A 17,083-nucleotide genomic window follows, 5' to 3' on the forward strand; every position below is an offset into this window, starting at 1 on the left:
TCATTTCTACAAACAAACTGCCTTTTATGCGTTTGATGACTCATTTCGGCTGACAGCCGGGGTTTGTATTTCATATCATATCACATAAAAATCAGGAATGCGTAAGATTTCACTCCGCAAAAAAACCAGAGGGAAAGAGCACCTCTGGTTACGCGTAATAAGCTGAAGTTATTTTTTTTACATAGTTTTGCGTTTCTTGGAAAGGAGGAATGCCTCCGTATCGGTCAACATTCCCCGGTCCGGCGTTGTAAGCCGCTAATGCCATAGACACATTGCCGTCGTATTTATCCAGCATTTGTTTTAAATATTTCGTTCCGCCCTCCACATTTTGCTGCGGATCAAGCGGATTGGAAACGCCAAGTGAGCTTGCTGTTGACGGCAACAGCTGCATGAGGCCCATCGCACCTGCTCCGCTGACCGCTTTTGCATTAAAGCCTGATTCCTGTTTGATGACGGCGCGGATCAGTTTTTCATCAACGCCATATTTATCAGCGGCTTTTTTAATCGCACTGTCAATAGAGAAGTCTCCCGAACTGATCTGATTTGCTTCATGTTTGTTTGAAGCTGAATCTGCAGCAGCTGTTTCAGTGCTTTCTGCCGCTTTTGTGATTGAACCTGAATTGCTGCTCGTATATGAGTTAAGCCCATACGCTGAAAGCAGTGACGGCGCTGTTGTATTCGCGCTGTTCAGCATGCTGAGCGGGCTTGGCGATGAAGAAGGTGCTGATTGCTGAGATGTCAGACCGTTTGTATATTGGCTGAGCAAAGAACTGAAACTTGAAAGCGGGCTTTCCGTATTCTGAGTGTCCGTGCTGCTGCGTGCATTAGATATGGACTGTAATGCCTGAAGCTGAAGTAATGCTGCCCAATTCGTTACATTCACGATGTCATTCCACCTTATATAGACTTTCGTTTTTCTTCATAAAAACGCAGAATTTTATTTTTGGTTTCGCGCTGAGGAATGCTGAATTGCTGAAGCAGCTTTTCGAAGGCTTGTCTGCCCTCATGCCAATCCGCCGCCTCAAATTCAATTTCATAGTCCTCTTTATTTAAATATCGGCTGTGGTCTAAAACTATTAAGCCTTTTTCTGTTTCTTTTTCCGCACGGTTTGTTGCTAAAGATCCAAAGTATTGTATGGCATCCGTATCGATCTGAAGCTTGTGCAGCTGGTCCTTCACAGGGCCCTCGGGAACTGAAAATCCAGCGAGATCTGATACCTCTGAAAGCTGCTGGTGCGTTTCCAGAAGCCCCACATCAGCCGGCTCCTTTAATGTAAGGACATACTTTCCGTTTTTTCTGCGGATACGAAGCGCAGCATGTTTTTGTTTCAGCGCGAAGCTGTCTGTATCAAAATAATGATTCTTTTGATCTGTAAAATCTTTTTCTGTCAGCTGGAGTGCCGATGCTATGTTTTTGAATTCTTGTTTGGTCAGCATGTTTTTAAATTCGATTTCAATCTCTTGGCTCATGATGCTCTTCCTTTCCGCCCTGTAAATCTTATTTTTACTATTATCTCTTTAGATGTTAGGTTTATCAATATCGAGCTCGATATGATAAAATGAATCTGTACTTTGTTTAAAAAAGGAGAGCATTATGCAAAACAGAATCGAAATTTTGAATGCAACATTATCGGATGATCAGCTTCGCCTTGCCTGTCAGACAGAAGGAAACGAAGCGCAACGCAAGCCGTCAGGTCAAATGCTTGTTGATTCTGACCACTTTGCTTTTGTATACATACTTGAATTAGCTGATTCTTTTGAATATGTCATTATAAAGGAACATGTATGGCCGGAACTGAAGCAGGCCCATGCACAAAAAATACCGGTTGTTTTAGAGGCAGGAGACCAAACAATTGAACTGGCAGGCCTGCATGAGGAGCTGGAATATCTTTTAGAAAATATAAAAGATAATGCAAACTATGGAGAAGAAATGGAAGAAAAAGTGAAACGCGTGTTTTTATAGAAACTGGTTCGGAATTGGGGGATGTATGATGGATGACAAACAATGGGAGCGTTTTTTAGTGCCGTACCGCCAGGCTGTCGAAGAGTTGAAAGTGAAGCTCAAGGGGATCCGCACACTATATGAATACGAGGACGACCATTCACCGATCGAATTTGTGACCGGACGCGTCAAGCCTGTGGCGAGCATACTTGAAAAAGCGAGACGGAAAAGCATACCGCTGCATGAAATTGAAACCATGCAGGACATTGCTGGCCTTAGAATCATGTGCCAATTTGTCGATGACATCCAAATCGTAAAAGAGATGCTTTTTGCCAGAAAAGATTTCACCGTTGTGGATCAGAGGGATTATATTGCGGAACATAAAGAGAGCGGATACCGATCATACCATCTTGTTGTGCTGTACCCTTTGCAGACGGTATCCGGAGAAAAGCATGTTCTCGTAGAAATACAGATCCGTACACTGGCGATGAATTTTTGGGCGACCATTGAGCATTCATTGAATTATAAATACAGCGGAAACATTCCTGAAAAAGTAAAACTAAGGCTTCAGCGCGCTTCTGAAGCGGCTTCCCGGCTTGATGAAGAGATGTCGGAGATCAGGGGTGAAGTACAGGAAGCTCAAGCTGCCTTTTCAAGAAAGAAAAAAGGAAGCGAGCAACAATAGGTAAAGGGGAAGAAGAGCATGAAATTTGCCGTATCATCAAAAGGAGATCAAGTTTCTGATACGCTGAAAAGCAAAATACAGGCGTATTTATTGGATTTTGATATGGAACTCGATGAAAATGAACCGGAAATCGTTATTTCAGTCGGAGGCGACGGAACGCTTTTGTATGCTTTTCACAGATACAGCGACCGCTTGGACAAAACAGCATTTGTCGGCGTTCACACAGGTCATCTGGGTTTTTATGCCGACTGGGTTCCTCATGAAATTGAAAAACTTGTTCTTGCCATCGCGAAAACGCCGTATCATACAGTCGAATATCCGCTTCTCGAAGTCATTGTGACCTATCACGAAAACGAGCGGGAAGAAAGATACTTAGCTTTGAATGAATGTACGATTAAAAGCATCGAAGGAAGCCTTGTTGCTGATGTGGAAATCAAAGGGCAGCTCTTTGAAACCTTCCGGGGCGACGGCCTCTGCCTGTCAACTCCATCAGGCAGCACAGCCTACAATAAGGCGCTGGGCGGAGCGATTATCCATCCGTCTATCAGGGCGATCCAGCTCGCGGAAATGGCTTCTATTAATAACCGCGTGTTCCGTACGGTCGGGTCACCTCTGCTTCTCCCATCCCATCATGATTGCATGATTAAGCCGAGAAACGAAGTTGACTTTCAAGTGACGATTGACCATTTAACCCTTCTCCATAAGGATGTAAAGTCGATCCGCTGCCAAGTTGCATCCGAAAAAGTGCGGTTTGCGAGATTCCGTCCGTTTCCATTTTGGAAAAGAGTCCAAGATTCGTTTATTGGAAAAGGTGAATAGAAAGAGGACATATCGTGGAGCATTTTTTTATCAGAAAGAACATTACTTCCGCTGAGGACGGGATGACTGTAAAAGAATATGCCGGTGAAATGGGAATTTCGAAACGTCTGCTGACCGATATTAAGTTTGGCGGGGGAGACCTGCAGATTAACGGTGAGCATGTGACGGTCAAATACGTTTTGAAAGAGGGAGATCTTCTTATCGTGAAGTTTCCTGAGGAACAGGTGAGCGAGACGCTGCTGGCAGAGCCTGTTCCGCTCGATATCCTTTATGAGGATGAACATGTGCTTGTGATAAACAAGCAGCCGTATGTGTCATCAATCCCTTCGAGAGAGCACCCCTCCGGCAGCATTGCCAATGGAATTATTGATCATTATCAAACAACCGGAGTGAGGGCGACAGTACATCTTGTCACCCGGCTAGACCGGGATACATCAGGTGTCATGCTTGTTGCCAAGCATCGATTTGCCCACTCCATTTTATCGTCTGCGCAAAAAAACGGCCTTGTGAAGCGCCGGTATGCGGCAGTGGTTCACGGGCGGATGGCACAGATGGAGGGAACAGTCGATGCTCCGATTGGCAGACATCCTGACAGTATTATTGAACGGACGGTAACGCCAGACGGCCAGAAGGCTGTTACGCATTTTTACGTCACATGTGCAAATGACGACATGACCTCGGTGGCATTGCAGCTTGAGACTGGACGAACCCATCAAATTCGTGTTCATATGAGTTATCTCGGGCACCCGTTGTGCGGCGATACACTGTACGGCGGAACGAGACAGGAAATTGGCCGGCAGGCTCTGCACAGCGAGCATCTTTCGTTTATCCATCCGCTGACACAGGAGAACATGACGTTTCATGCTCCACTGCCTCAGGATATGAGAAAACTGATAAAAGGAGAGAATCATTGATTCTCTCCTTTTTTATATGGGGCGAAATCTTGATTCGTCGTAAGGCAGGGAGCTTGGAACAGAGACGGTTTCTATTTCTGGAAAGCGAAAGCCTGTCAGTTGATTTCCGAACACGCAGCCTGTATCAATGTTGATGGTGCGCTTGACCTTCCGAGGCTCTTTCACAGGTGTATGACCGTATACCACCCAAGCCTTTCCGTTATAGGCTGCCGCCCAATCACGTCTGACGGGTCTGCCGTCCGGATATGTTTCACCCGTCACGTCACCGTAAAGCACAAAGTCCTTCACTCTCCGGGTATATTTGCCGATATCGTCAGCTCTTATGCCAGCATGGGCGACAACTAATTCTCCATTATGTAAGATGTCGTAAAGCGGCGCTGTTTCGTACAGCTTCATAAACTGTTCGCTGACTGATTTTCTCTCATCTTTAGAAAGTTCCTCAAGCTCTGCCGCTGTTGTTTCGAGACCATGCATCACTTTTACCGGATTTCCTTTTAAGTAACGATATAATTTATTGCAATGGTTTCCCGGGACATAACGCACAGCGCCTTTTTCGTAAGCGCCGGCTACAAATCGGATGACCTCTATCGATTTGGGCCCTCTGTCAGTTAAATCTCCGGCAAAAACAAGCACCCTGCCTTCTTCATGGACAGGTACTCCATTTTTGATTGTATAGCCAAGCTTTTGGATTAATGCAGTCATTTCGTCATAGCAGCCATGAATATCGCTGATGATATCGTAAGCCATGCGGTATCCTCCTTACCGATTGTTTTATTTATTATGAAGCAAAGTGTTGTGAGTCATCACAAGCTTTTATGTGCAAATTATAGAAGAATCATTTTCTAAACAGGATTAAGACCTTATCACTTTATTTTTCATCATCACCCTTGTTAAAATCGCGTTATGTTTTTTAAAAATGAGGTTTTGTTCTCTGAGTGAGAACTAGCATAACCCTGACTTAAAAAGGAGGTTCTGATTATGGCGCATACATCTGTCGCATCTTTAGTTGTTGTACTTATCGTTGCATTTTTGACACCCATCCTTTTGCATCGGTTTAAACTCAGCATCCCGGTTGTTGTTGCTGAAATCATTATGGGGCTGATAATTGGGAAAAGCGGCCTTAATTTAGTTGTGGAGGGTGACACCTGGCTCCAAACACTCTCTATGCTCGGATTTATCTTTTTGATGTTTTTAAGCGGGCTTGAAATTGATTTTTCGTCGTTTGAGAAAGGAAAGAAAAAGCAGTTCCTGCCGAATGGCAAGGAAGCGCCGAATACGTTTGCTGCGGCATCTGTTATTTTCGTCGGTATTTTTATTTTATCATTGCTCTTGTCCTATGGGTTCGTCTTGGCCGGATTTATCCAAAATGCATTTTTAATGACCCTTATTATTTCAACGATATCGTTAGGCGTTGTCGTTCCAACATTAAAAGAAGAACGGATAATGAATTCGAATATCGGGCAGATTATTTTGCTTGTTGCTGTTATTGCTGATTTGGCTACGATGATTCTTCTTGCTGTTTTTTCTTCTTTATACGGAGAGGACAGCGGAAACATGTGGCTCCTGATGATTCTGTTTGCAGCCGGAGTGGTGCTTTACTTTTTCGGCCGGGTCTTTAAACATCGCTCTTTTGTGCAGTCCATGTCAAAAGGGACGATCCAGATCGGGACGCGTGCCATTTTTACGTTAATCATTGTACTCGTTGCCCTGTCTGAATCACTTGGGGCGGAAAATATTCTCGGCGCTTTCTTAGCGGGGGTTCTTGTTTCCCTGCTTTCGCCAAACAAAGAACTTGTTCAGCAGCTGGACTCATTCGGTTATGGGTTCTTAATACCGATTTTCTTCGTGATGGTCGGTGTGAAGCTTGATATTTGGACTCTTTTCCAGGATAAAACAATTTTAATCATGATTCCGCTCCTGCTGCTGGCGCTGTTAGTCAGCAAAATCATTCCTGTCATGTACCTAAAGAAGTGGTATGATAACCGAACCATTTTCGCGTCCGGTTTCCTGCTGACATCAACGCTTTCGCTCGTGATTGCCGCTGCAACAATCGGCCAGCAGCTTCACGTGATCAGCGCAAATATGTCAGGAGCGCTAATTTTAGTAGCCGTCATTGCAAGTATTTTTACGCCGATCTGTTTTAAAAAGTTATACAAACGGGAAGAGCAGCCGGAGGAGAAAAAGACGATTACGTTCATTGGCGCCAATCAAATGACTTTGCCTGTTACACTTGAATTGCCAGAGGAAGAGTATGACGTGCGTGTTATACACGTCTACCAAGAGAATGCGGAGGAAAAGCTGTCAGAATCAGTGTTTGCTGTTGAAACAATTTCTGACTATGAGCACGAGACGCTTGAATCACTCGGCATTTTTGAAACGGATATCCTCGTTGTGGCGACAGGAAATGAAGATATGAATGCAGACATTGCATTACTTGCAAAAGAAAAAGGCACAGAAAGAGTCATTGCAAGCGTAGGATCACCGGAGCATGAAGCAGCTCTGAAGGAGCAGGGAATCAGCATCTTTTCTATTCTGCTGTCGACAAAAACGCTGCTTCGCGCACTGATAGAAGCGCCTGGCGTCATGAAGCTGCTCACGAACCAAGAGTCTTCGCTGTATCAAATTAATATGGAGAACAGTAAATATGATGGTGTCATTTTACGGGAATTCCCTTTAACAGGTGACGTCATCTTTGTCAGGATCTTCAGAGGTGTGGACAGCATCGTTCCTCATGGGGATACGAGGCTGAAATTGGGAGACCGTTTAATTGTCACCGGATCTCGGGGGTACGTAACGGATCTTAAGAAAACATTGGAAGGATAAATCTTGACCAAATAAGGATTCGTGTTAATATAGAGATGCAGAACAATTCAATATGTATTCGTTTAACCACTAGGGGTGTCCTTCATAAGGGCTGAGATAAAAGTGTGACTTTTAGACCCTCATAACTTGAACAGGTTCAGACCTGCGTAGGGAAGTGGAGCGGTATTTGTGTTATTTTACTATGCCAATTCCAAACCACTTTTCCTTGCGGGAAAGTGGTTTTTTTATTTTCAGAGGGGGAATGATTTGTGAAGTTTTCAGAAGAATGCCGCAGTGCAGCCGCAGAATGGTGGGAGGGGAGCTTTGTCCATCCGTTCGTTCAAGGAATCGGTGACGGAACGCTTCCGATTGACCGTTTTAAATACTACGTACTTCAGGATTCCTATTATTTAACGCATTTTGCAAAGGTGCAGTCATTTGGCGCCGCTTATGCGAAGGACCTTTATACAACGGGGCGGATGGCAAGCCATGCCCAAGGTACATATGAGGCGGAAATGGCGCTTCATCGGGAGTTTGCCGAGCTGTTGGAAATCAGCGAGGAAGAGCGTAAGGCGTTTAAGCCGTCTCCTACTGCGTACTCTTATACATCCCATATGTACCGTTCGGTTTTGAGCGGGAATTTCGCTGAAATCTTAGCGGCCCTGCTGCCATGCTATTGGCTCTATTACGAGGTTGGTGAGAAATTGCTGCATTGTGATCCGGGGCATCCAATTTATCAGAAGTGGATTGGCACATATGGCGGTGATTGGTTTAGACAACAGGTCGAGGAGCAAATCAACCGCTTTGATGAGCTGGCGGAAAACAGCACGGAGGAAGTACGTGCCAAGATGAAAGAGAATTTTGTCATCTCCAGCTACTATGAATATCAATTTTGGGGAATGGCCTATCGAAAAGAAGGCTGGTCTGACAGCGCCATAAAAGAGGTGGAGGAATGTGGAGCTTCACGCCATAACGGATGACAGCAAGCCGGTAAAAGAGCTAGCGAGAATCATCATTACGATTCAGAATGAAGTTGATTTTATTCATATTCGGGAACGTTCAAAATCGGCGGCGGATATTTTGAAACTGCTCGATCTTATTTTTGAAGGCGGTATAGATAAACGAAAACTGGTGATGAACGGGCGCGTGGATATTGCACTTTTCTCTACTATTCACCGCGTGCAGCTGCCAAGCGGCAGCTTTTCACCGAAGCAGGTCAGAGCCAGATTTCCACACCTTCATATCGGGAGGTCGGTGCATTCACTGGAGGAAGCGGTTCAAGCAGAAAAGGAAGACGCGGACTACGTGCTGTTCGGCCATGTGTTTGAAACGGATTGCAAAAAGGGTCTTGAAGGCAGAGGAGTATCTTTGCTGTCAGATATCAAACAGCGGATTTCCATCCCGGTTATAGCCATCGGGGGGATGACGCCGGACAGGTTAAGAGACGTAAAACAAGCAGGGGCAGACGGCATTGCTGTTATGTCAGGAATTTTCTCTTCCGCTGAACCTTTGGAAGCAGCCAGACGATATTCCCGCAAGCTAAAGGAGATGCGCTATGAAAAGGCATTATGAAGCAGTGGTGATTGGAGGCGGAATTATCGGTTCCGCAATTGCTTATTATTTGGCAAAGGAAAACAAAAACACCGCATTGTTTGAAAGCAGAACAATGGGCGGCAGAACGACAAGTGCCGCTGCCGGAATGCTGGGCGCCCATGCCGAATGCGAGGAACGTGACGCGTTTTTTGATTTCGCCATGCACAGCCAGCGTCTGTACAAAGGTCTTGGAGAAGAGCTTTATGCATTATCCGGTGTGGATATCAGGCAGCATAACGGCGGTATGTTTAAGCTTGCATTTTCTGAAGAAGATGTGCTGCAGCTGAGACAGATGGACGATTTGGACTCTGTCAGCTGGTATTCAAAAGAAGAGGTGTTAGAAAAAGAGCCGTATGCGTCTGGTGACATCTTTGGTGCATCTTTTATTCAGGATGATGTGCATGTGGAGCCTTATTTTGTTTGCAAGGCATATGTGAAAGCAGCAAAAATGCTTGGGGCGGAGATTTTTGAGCATACGCCCGTCCTGTATGTCGAACGTGACGGTGAAGCCCTGTTCATCAAGACCCCTAGCGGAGACGTATGGGCTAATCATGTTGTCGTTGCCAGCGGGGTGTGGAGCGGAATGTTTTTTAAACAGCTTGGACTTAACAATGCTTTTCTCCCTGTAAAAGGGGAGTGCCTGTCCGTTTGGAATGATGATATCCCGCTGACAAAAACGCTTTACCATGATCACTGCTATATCGTACCGAGAAAAAGCGGAAGACTGGTTGTCGGCGCGACAATGAAGCCGGGGGACTGGAGTGAAACACCGGATCTTGGCGGATTGGAATCGGTTATGAAAAAAGCAAAAACGATGCTGCCGGCTATACAGAATATGAAGGTGGATCGTTTTTGGGCGGGACTCCGGCCGGGAACAAAGGATGGAAAACCGTACATCGGCAGACATCCTGAGGACAGCCGTATTTTATTTGCGGCGGGCCATTTCAGAAACGGGATCCTGCTTGCTCCCGCAACGGGCGCTTTGATCAGTGATCTCATCATGAATAAAGAGGTCAACCAAGACTGGCTGCACGCATTCCGAATTGATCGCAAGGAGGCGGTTCAGATATGATGCTACAGCTGAACGGTAAAGACGTGAAGTGGGAAAAAGACGCAGGTACAATTCAAGACCTGCTGGCGTCGTATCAGCTTGAAAATAAAATTGTTATCGTGGAAAGAAATAAAGAAATAATCGGTAAAGAACGCTATCACGAGGTTGAGCTTTGTGATCGTGATGTCATTGAAATTGTCCATTTTGTAGGAGGCGGATGAGCATGTTAACAATTGGCGGAAAATCATTTCAATCAAGATTGCTGCTGGGCACGGGGAAATACCCATCGTTTGACATTCAAAAGGAAGCAGTAGCTGTTTCCGAGTCTGATATTTTAACCTTTGCTGTGCGGAGAATGAACATCTTTGAAGCATCTCAGCCGAATTTTCTGGAACAGCTTGATTTATCCAAATATACGCTTTTGCCGAATACAGCGGGCGCCAGCACTGCTGAAGAAGCGGTTCGGATTGCAAGGCTGGCAAAAGCGTCAGGCCTTTGTGACATGATTAAAGTTGAAGTCATCGGATGCAGCCGTTCCTTGCTGCCTGACCCTGTTGAGACATTAAAAGCGTCTGAACAGCTTCTTGAAGAAGGCTTTATTGTGCTCCCGTACACGTCGGATGACGTTGTGCTGGCGAGAAAGCTGGAAGAGCTCGGCGTTCATGCCATCATGCCGGGTGCATCTCCGATTGGATCAGGACAAGGAATTTTAAATCCTTTGAATCTGTCATTTATTATTGAACAGGCGAAAGTGCCGGTCATCGTGGATGCGGGAATCGGCTCGCCTAAAGATGCGGCATACGCAATGGAGCTTGGAGCGGATGGCGTACTGCTCAATACGGCTGTATCGGGCGCTGACGATCCTGTGAAAATGGCTCGTGCCATGAAGCTCGCGGTGGAAGCAGGACGCCTTTCTTATGAGGCGGGCCGCATCCCGCTTAAGCAATACGGAACGGCAAGCAGTCCGGGAGAAGGTCTTCCTGTATGACAGGCAGGTATTCAAGGCAGGAGTTGTTTGCTCCGATCGGCCCATCCGGCCAGAAAAAATTGAAAGAAGCGCGCGCCGTGATTATCGGCGCCGGCGCGCTCGGAACAGCCAGTGCAGAAATGCTGGTGAGAGCGGGAGTCGGCTCTGTGAAAATTGCCGACAGAGATTATGTTGAATGGAGCAACCTCCAGCGCCAGCAGCTTTATACAGAAGATGATGTCAAAAAAGAAATGCCGAAAGCAGCCGCTGCGGAGCGCCGTCTCCGTTCGATTAACAGCGATGTTGATGTGACCGGCCTTGTCATGGATGTGACAGCAGAAAATATCTTCGAGCTGATTAGGGATGCATCAATTATAGTGGATGCGGCTGATAATTTTGAAACCCGCCTGATCGTAAATGATGCTGCGGTAAAGGAAGGGATTCCTTTTCTTTACGGTGCCTGTGTAGGGAGCTACGGCCTCACCTTTACCGTGGTGCCGGGTTCTACTCCTTGCCTGCATTGCTTGCTCGATGCACTTCCGATTGGCGGAGCAACATGTGACACAGCTGGCATCATCAGTCCGGCTGTTTTGCAGGTAGCAGTCTTTCAGGTAACAGATGCACTGAAGCTGCTGACGGGAGAGGAGTGTGAGCCAGTGCTGCGCTCCTTTGACTTGTGGAAAAACGAGCGGTCAGAAGTGAGAGCGGCCAGTCTCAAACATGACGCATGCCCAAGCTGCGGCACAAAAGATTTTCCGTTTTTGTCATATGAAAATCAAACAAAAGCGGCTGTATTGTGCGGCAGGAACACGGTGCAGATCAGATCATCTATTACGAAAGAAGCGGATCTTGAAGCGCTTGCCGGTCAGCTGAGGCAGGCCGGGTTTGAAGTAGCTGCGAACCCGTATTTAATTTCCTGCCGCTCGGATGATATGAAAATGGTGTTGTTCCGGGACGGCAGAGCTTTGATCCATGGAACAAATGATATTGCCCGGGCAAAATCCATTTATCATAAATGGATTGGGTAATAAAAGGAGTGTAGTGTAATGAGTATATATAAAGCATTGACAATCGCCGGATCAGATTCAGGCGGCGGCGCAGGGATACAGGCTGATATTAAAACCTTTCAAGAGCTTGATGTATTCGGAATGTCTGCGATTACGGCGGTAACCGCTCAAAATACGCTTGGCGTTCACGGTGTGCATCCGCTGACTGTAGAGACGTTGAGACAGCAAATTGACGCTGTTGCTGAGGATTTGAGACCGGATGCAGTTAAGACGGGAATGCTCTGGAATGCCGACATGATTGAAGAAGTGGCAAGAAAAATTGACGAGTACGGATTCAATCGTGTAATTGTTGATCCGGTTATGATCGCAAAGGGCGGGGCATCCTTGCTGCGTGATGAGTCAGTTGCCACCTTAAAGGAGTTGCTCATTCCAAGAAGCTACGCGATTACGCCGAATGTCCCGGAAGCAGAAACGCTGACAGGAATGACAATCAGCTCGCTGGATGACCGGAAAAAAGCAGCGGAGCAGCTCGTCAAGATGGGTGCGCAGCATGTCATTATCAAAGGCGGGCACCAGCCTGAAGACAATCACATTACTGACCTTCTTTTTGATGGCAGCATGTTTATGCAAATCACCCATCCTTATATCAATACGAAGCATACGCATGGCACAGGCTGCACCTTTGCTGCGGCTTTAACGGCCCAAACGGCTAAAGGAGACAGCATCCATCAGGCATTTGAGATTGCGGCCAACTTTGTCCGCGAAGCGGTGGAAAATACGCTCGGCATCGGATCAGGACACGGGCCGACAAACCATTTCGCTTTTAAACGAAACAGCTTAAATACAAGCCGATGAGATCACCAGCTGATGGTGATCTCTTTTGCGTTTGCTACGGTATGCGCTTTTCATCTGGACAAGGTTATGATATGATAGGAATTAAGATCAGGTACTAATACTATGTCTTTATTAAATATAGGAGGCTTTATACATATGAATTTTTCACTTGAAGGCCGCAACATTGTTGTGATGGGGGTAGCCAACAAACGCAGCATCGCCTGGGGCATTGCGCGTTCTTTACATGAAGCGGGTGCACGTTTGATTTTCACATACGCTGGTGAACGCCTGGAGAAATCCGTTCACGAGCTTGCTGGAACATTAGACCGCAACGATTCCATCATCCTCCCTTGCGATGTTACAAACGACGCAGAAATCGAAACTTGCTTCGCAAGCATTAAGGAGCAGGTCGGTGTAATCCACGGTATCGCGCATTGTATCGCGTTTGCCAACAAAGAAGAGCTTGTCGGCGAATACTTAAACACAAATCGTGACGGCTTCCTTTTGGCTCATAACATCAGCTCATATTCTCTGACTGCTGTTGTCAAAGCGGCACGTCCGATGATGACTGAAGGCGGAAGCATTGTCACTTTGACGTACCTTGGCGGAGAGCTTGTGATGCCAAACTACAACGTTATGGGTGTAGCAAAAGCTTCTCTTGATGCAAGTGTGAAATATTTAGCTGCTGACTTAGGAAAAGAAAATATCCGCGTCAACAGCATTTCTGCCGGCCCGATCAGAACATTATCTGCTAAAGGTATCAGCGATTTCAACTCTATCTTAAAAGACATCGAAGAGCGTGCACCGCTTCGCCGCACGACAACACCTGAAGAAGTGGGCGATACAGCTGCGTTCTTGTTCAGCGATATGTCCCGCGGGATTACAGGTGAAAATCTTCACGTTGATTCTGGTTTCCATATCACTGCCCGCTAAGCAGGATCTATATCAAGCAATCCCGAATAGGGATTGCTTTTTTATTTCTTCTGATTTTCAGCTTTCTGTCATATAGATAGAATATGACACAATCGGAGGGATGAAGATGTCTAATAAGAAAAGAAACGCGGATAAAAAACCGCTCATGTATATTGTTCAGCCGGATTATGCAGAAACTACAAGGTCATCCATGCAGGAGATTGTCATCAAAAGAAAGGCCGACAAACCCGCTCCGCCAAAAGCTGAGGAAAAGCCGGCTTACCATGAGAAGCAGCAGGAGGAAGCCGTGGCACAGGATGTCCTGCAAGAAGACCAAAAGCCTGCAGCCGAACCAGTGAGTCAGCAAATACAAGAGGTGAGAGAGCCAGAGAACATAAAAAGCCAAGAGGAACAGAAAGCAGAGCCGCAGGCCGTAGAAGAAACCGTCGAACACGAGCCCCCGAAAGCAGAAAAAAAGGAAGAGCCTGCACTTGAGGCCCGGAAGCCTGAGAAAGAACCGGAAGCTGTCCATAGTGCTGATAAAGCGGAGGAAAAAGCACCGCCGGCACGAAAAGTGAAAAAACCGATGAGCAAGATGACGATCCACGAAAAAATTGATTTTTTAACAAAGCTGCCTCATAACATGCCGAGAGCGCTTTGTTTGATTGAAGCCAATGGAAGAACGTACAGGGGCGTGATTGTCGGAAGAAGAAATGATTCCGTCCTGCTTCGAACAACCGGAAACGGAGCCCCAACCGAACTGGCAATCGATGATATTACCTCTTTGCACCCGCTCGGTTTTTAACGAAAAAGAAAAAAGCTGCCCGGCTGATGTTGCCGGACAGCTTTTTTACATAGAGAAAAGCCTGCAGGCTTGCAAGCTTTTCCAGCTTATGATTAATGCTGATGATGTGTACGATTGATTAATCGAGGATTTAAGCAGTTGATTGCGCAGAAGCAGTCTAAGTCAACTTCAATACAGTAGTTCGTTTTTTCGAGTCGGAACACTTCACACACCGTATCTTTATCGGTGAAGTCCAAAATGTGTTTGTGTTCGTCAAATGCGATTAATAATGACAGTGTTGCGCAGCTTCCATGCACTCTTTCGACCCTGAAAAATACTGTATTAAAGCAAGGGCCGTTATCGAGTTCGCCGACATTTCCGAAGGCGACTAATGGCGTTGATTTTGATGTAAATATTGCAAAAGGCACTGTGTCGCCTAACGAATGGCTTACAGATAAAAGCTTAGAGTGGCAGCCGGTCGGGCAGTCTTCTTCAACAGCGTTTTGCAGATCTTCAATATTTTCTACAGCTTCACGCACGCAGCTTGATGTTTTCTGGCTCATATTATCCCTCCTGCCTTATAAATTTGAGACTGGCGAAATGATGGAGAGTCAGCTGCCTCACTCTGGAAGCAGCTGAATGATTTGCACCTGTAATAGAGTTTGGAAGGGGATTCCTCTTTACAAGTGTTTATCCATTGTGATGATGCTTTTTATCTTTATGAGGCGATGTTCTGTCAACTAGCTCTGGTGACAGGCACTGAATCGCGCAGAAGCATCCGAGATCCACTTCAATGCAGAAATCTGTTTTTTCTAGCCCGAAGAAATCCGGGTCGCAAGGATGGCAAACACTTAAGGTATCGCCTTTAACATCGACAGGGCGTAAAATAGACAGTGTTGCGCAGCAATCACATAATTTTTCAACGCGGAAGAAAATGGATTCAAAGCATTGCATATCATCCACAAATCCCCCCACGTTTCCGAATGTGGAGAACAATCCGCCTTTTTTATCAAACAAGAGAAACGGAATTGTGTCTTTACCTGCAATTGTCGGATTCAAAAGGTTTGTATAGCAGCCAGTCGGACACTGTTCCTCAACTGCCTCCTGCTCTGCTAAAATCTTTTCCACTGCATCGCATACACAGTTCTCATGCCGGCCATGGGTTTTTCCGCAGCTCATTGATTTCAGCTCCTTCTTTATAGGGTATTTGACTTTAGTCCTTAACAACATATGTACCCGTGCCCCACTTGGTGTGGGTGAACGTCTATATATTCATCATATGCTTGGAAAATAAGAAAAAGCAGAGCGTTTTTAGCTCTGCTTTTAGGTTCTAGAGGACAAGAGTGATGACTAGGACAGCGATCAGAACGTTTGTAGCTGTAGAGACAAGGGTTGCGATATCGGCATCTACTGTTGTGACGTTTACGCCGCGGGAGCATTCGATAAGAAGTTTCTGGCGGTTTACTTGCTTGTTAGCTGTAAGCTGCAATAAATCTTGTGCGACTAATTCAGCAATAACGCCATCTGCAATGGAGGTGAGAGCTACTGTCAAGACAGCTGCATTAAGCGCTGTTACAATAGATGTTACGGCTTGAACGTCTGTAGATGAAACGTTGATGTCACAAGAGTCTCTAATAATAATCGTCTCATCTGAGACTTGTTTGTTGAGATTTGCCTGAGCTAGATCTTGGTCGATAAAGGCGTTGTTGTCATTGCCAAACCCATTGTTATTGCAGCAAATATCGCAATTGCATTTTCTTTCTTCTTTTTCTTTCTCTTTGTGCTCTAACGGATGGTCACAGTCAGGATCAAGTGCAACCCAAGAGTATGGTCTGCTTTCCATATCTATTCCTCCTTTTCTTTTACTGTTATTAAATGAGCGAGCCTCTTACTTTGACTGAGGCATTTATCTTGATGATGTGCCCTATTTTTTATGATTAATTTGAATTGTTATTGTTTTGCCGTCTTTGTCTGAGCTGTTCAATGAGCTGCTCTCTGCGGCTAAGCGGTTTATCGCTCTTTTGCTCTTGTACGGCTTCTTCTTCTTTTTTCTTCTTGTGTTTTTCAGCTAGCTCCGCTGATTTCGCTTGCAGGTCTTTTACCATATTCAAAAGCATTTCTTTTTCTTCATCTGATACTTTTTTCATTTTGTCTTTTGTGATGCCGTGTTTTACAAATATGTTTTGGACCAGCATTTTCATCATTGGATCAACTTCTGGGAGCTTTTCAAGCTCTTCTTTGATTTTATCGTTATCTGACATTTGTTCTCACCTCAACTTTTAGTTTGTGAAAAGAAAGGGTTAAAGGATGTCGAATTCAAGTAGCATACTGTTTAACACCTGAAGCAAGATTTGTACAAAGGTTATTATTTCGTCTGCAGACAAAGTAATCTTGATGTTTCGGCTGTTGATAATTTTAATGATGGTTCTTTTTTTGATTTGAGAGTTATCGAGAATGAGTATTTCGCTTGCTACTGTGTCGGCCAAGTCCTCGTCGGCAATAACGAGCTGTGTCAGCAGGATAATCAATGTTGTAACCAAGGCTTGTATAGAAAGGGCAGATGTTATATGTGACGTATCTATTGTGATATTTTCGCAATCAATCACTTCGATCTGCTGCTCGAATTCGCTTGATAATTGCTCAAATATGTCAGGATGCAGGGATTCAATTTTTGTTTCAAATGACATAACCTTCACTCCTTTCTTATCCATACTCTATATAATGCAAATGGGGTGCAGAGCGGAATAATAAAAATAACCAATTTTCTGCCGGA

Annotated in this window: 22 protein-coding genes and 1 riboswitch; of the genes, 14 read left to right on the plus strand and 8 right to left on the minus strand. The window is 45.4% G+C overall.

The window, feature by feature from the left end; all coding sequences use genetic code 11:
• Nucleotides 1–148: 148 nt before the first annotated feature.
• Nucleotides 149–883: a bifunctional muramidase/murein lytic transglycosylase gene (gene cwlQ / locus NSQ16_RS06130; RefSeq protein WP_329956613.1), complete on the minus strand. Its 735-nt coding sequence runs from the start codon at nt 881–883 to the stop codon at nt 149–151.
• Nucleotides 884–897: 14 nt separating this feature from the next.
• Entirely contained in the window at nt 898–1,470 is a 573-nt protein-coding gene (locus NSQ16_RS06135; RefSeq protein WP_003232924.1) for a CYTH domain-containing protein, read from the minus strand.
• Between the two features lie 124 nt (nt 1,471–1,594).
• Between NSQ16_RS06135 and NSQ16_RS06140 the strand changes: the two genes are divergently transcribed.
• From NSQ16_RS06140 to NSQ16_RS06155, 4 genes are read left to right on the plus strand one after another with little or no spacing between them, the layout of a single operon-like run.
• On the plus strand, nt 1,595–1,963 hold the full coding sequence (locus NSQ16_RS06140) for a hypothetical protein (RefSeq protein ID WP_230488458.1): 369 nt from the start codon (nt 1,595–1,597) through the stop codon (nt 1,961–1,963).
• A 28-nt stretch (nt 1,964–1,991) separates the two neighbouring features.
• Nucleotides 1,992–2,627, plus strand: coding sequence for a GTP diphosphokinase (yjbM, locus tag NSQ16_RS06145; RefSeq protein ID WP_003245294.1), 636 nt, complete (start codon nt 1,992–1,994; stop codon nt 2,625–2,627).
• 18 nt (nt 2,628–2,645) lie between these two features.
• A complete protein-coding gene (locus NSQ16_RS06150; protein ID WP_003232918.1) occupies nt 2,646–3,446 on the plus strand; it encodes an NAD kinase in 801 nt (266 codons plus the stop codon).
• Between the two features lie 14 nt (nt 3,447–3,460).
• The gene (locus NSQ16_RS06155; protein WP_033883581.1) at nt 3,461–4,360 is read left to right on the plus strand and encodes an RluA family pseudouridine synthase; all 900 of its coding nucleotides are present in this window, start codon (nt 3,461–3,463) and stop codon (nt 4,358–4,360) included.
• Nucleotides 4,361–4,372: 12 nt separating this feature from the next.
• Here the strand turns inward: NSQ16_RS06155 and prpE are convergent, their stop codons facing one another.
• Complete coding sequence (prpE, locus tag NSQ16_RS06160; protein ID WP_021479541.1) at nt 4,373–5,107, minus strand: bis(5'-nucleosyl)-tetraphosphatase PrpE; 735 nt, start codon at nt 5,105–5,107, stop codon at nt 4,373–4,375.
• A 231-nt stretch (nt 5,108–5,338) separates the two neighbouring features.
• On the opposite strand from prpE, the gene NSQ16_RS06165 reads away from it, so the two are divergent.
• The 10 genes from NSQ16_RS06165 (at nt 5,339) to cotO (ending at nt 14,331) form a co-directional block, all read left to right on the plus strand.
• Nucleotides 5,339–7,183, plus strand: a complete 1,845-nt coding sequence (locus tag NSQ16_RS06165) for a monovalent cation:proton antiporter family protein (protein ID WP_230488459.1) — start codon at nt 5,339–5,341, stop codon at nt 7,181–7,183.
• A gap of 61 nt (nt 7,184–7,244) precedes the next feature.
• A riboswitch (TPP riboswitch) is annotated at nt 7,245–7,353 on the plus strand.
• Between the two features lie 78 nt (nt 7,354–7,431).
• Nucleotides 7,432–8,142, plus strand: coding sequence for a thiaminase II (gene tenA / locus NSQ16_RS06170; protein WP_003232909.1), 711 nt, complete (start codon nt 7,432–7,434; stop codon nt 8,140–8,142).
• Nucleotides 8,117–8,734: a thiazole tautomerase TenI gene (gene tenI, locus NSQ16_RS06175; protein WP_038428793.1), complete on the plus strand. Its 618-nt coding sequence runs from the start codon at nt 8,117–8,119 to the stop codon at nt 8,732–8,734. Before tenA ends, tenI begins: the two co-directional genes overlap by 26 nt.
• Entirely contained in the window at nt 8,718–9,827 is a 1,110-nt protein-coding gene (gene thiO, locus NSQ16_RS06180; protein ID WP_038428794.1) for a glycine oxidase ThiO, read from the plus strand. Before tenI ends, thiO begins: the two co-directional genes overlap by 17 nt.
• Nucleotides 9,827–10,027, plus strand: coding sequence for a sulfur carrier protein ThiS (gene thiS / locus NSQ16_RS06185; protein ID WP_015252345.1), 201 nt, complete (start codon nt 9,827–9,829; stop codon nt 10,025–10,027). The genes thiO and thiS overlap by 1 nt, the downstream gene beginning before the upstream one ends.
• Complete coding sequence (gene thiG / locus NSQ16_RS06190; RefSeq protein WP_010886483.1) at nt 10,024–10,794, plus strand: thiazole synthase; 771 nt, start codon at nt 10,024–10,026, stop codon at nt 10,792–10,794. The genes thiS and thiG overlap by 4 nt, the downstream gene beginning before the upstream one ends.
• Nucleotides 10,791–11,801, plus strand: coding sequence for a thiazole biosynthesis adenylyltransferase ThiF (gene thiF, locus NSQ16_RS06195; protein ID WP_230488461.1), 1,011 nt, complete (start codon nt 10,791–10,793; stop codon nt 11,799–11,801). The genes thiG and thiF overlap by 4 nt, the downstream gene beginning before the upstream one ends.
• A gap of 18 nt (nt 11,802–11,819) precedes the next feature.
• Nucleotides 11,820–12,635 (plus strand): bifunctional hydroxymethylpyrimidine kinase/phosphomethylpyrimidine kinase, encoded by an 816-nt coding sequence (thiD, locus tag NSQ16_RS06200; protein WP_024572871.1) that lies wholly within the window; start codon nt 11,820–11,822, stop codon nt 12,633–12,635.
• A 135-nt stretch (nt 12,636–12,770) separates the two neighbouring features.
• Entirely contained in the window at nt 12,771–13,547 is a 777-nt protein-coding gene (gene fabI, locus NSQ16_RS06205) for an enoyl-ACP reductase FabI (RefSeq protein WP_003232896.1), read from the plus strand.
• Between the two features lie 100 nt (nt 13,548–13,647).
• The gene (gene cotO / locus NSQ16_RS06210) at nt 13,648–14,331 is read left to right on the plus strand and encodes a spore coat protein CotO (RefSeq protein WP_080265338.1); all 684 of its coding nucleotides are present in this window, start codon (nt 13,648–13,650) and stop codon (nt 14,329–14,331) included.
• Nucleotides 14,332–14,423: 92 nt separating this feature from the next.
• Here the strand turns inward: cotO and cotZ are convergent, their stop codons facing one another.
• From cotZ to NSQ16_RS06235, 5 genes are all read right to left on the minus strand, one after another.
• Nucleotides 14,424–14,873 (minus strand): spore coat protein CotZ, encoded by a 450-nt coding sequence (cotZ, locus tag NSQ16_RS06215; protein WP_014479464.1) that lies wholly within the window; start codon nt 14,871–14,873, stop codon nt 14,424–14,426.
• A 127-nt stretch (nt 14,874–15,000) separates the two neighbouring features.
• Entirely contained in the window at nt 15,001–15,489 is a 489-nt protein-coding gene (gene cotY, locus NSQ16_RS06220) for a spore coat protein CotY (protein ID WP_014479465.1), read from the minus strand.
• 151 nt (nt 15,490–15,640) lie between these two features.
• Complete coding sequence (cotX, locus tag NSQ16_RS06225) at nt 15,641–16,153, minus strand: spore coat protein CotX (RefSeq protein ID WP_015252341.1); 513 nt, start codon at nt 16,151–16,153, stop codon at nt 15,641–15,643.
• Nucleotides 16,154–16,247: 94 nt separating this feature from the next.
• Nucleotides 16,248–16,571, minus strand: a complete 324-nt coding sequence (locus NSQ16_RS06230; RefSeq protein WP_015252340.1) for a hypothetical protein — start codon at nt 16,569–16,571, stop codon at nt 16,248–16,250.
• 39 nt (nt 16,572–16,610) lie between these two features.
• Nucleotides 16,611–16,997 (minus strand): spore coat protein, encoded by a 387-nt coding sequence (locus tag NSQ16_RS06235; protein WP_021479535.1) that lies wholly within the window; start codon nt 16,995–16,997, stop codon nt 16,611–16,613.
• Nucleotides 16,998–17,083 lie beyond the last annotated feature (86 nt).

Origin of the sequence: Bacillus sp. PS108 (assembly GCF_037963335.1) — a bacterium.
Lineage (GTDB): Bacteria > Bacillota > Bacilli > Bacillales > Bacillaceae > Bacillus > Bacillus subtilis.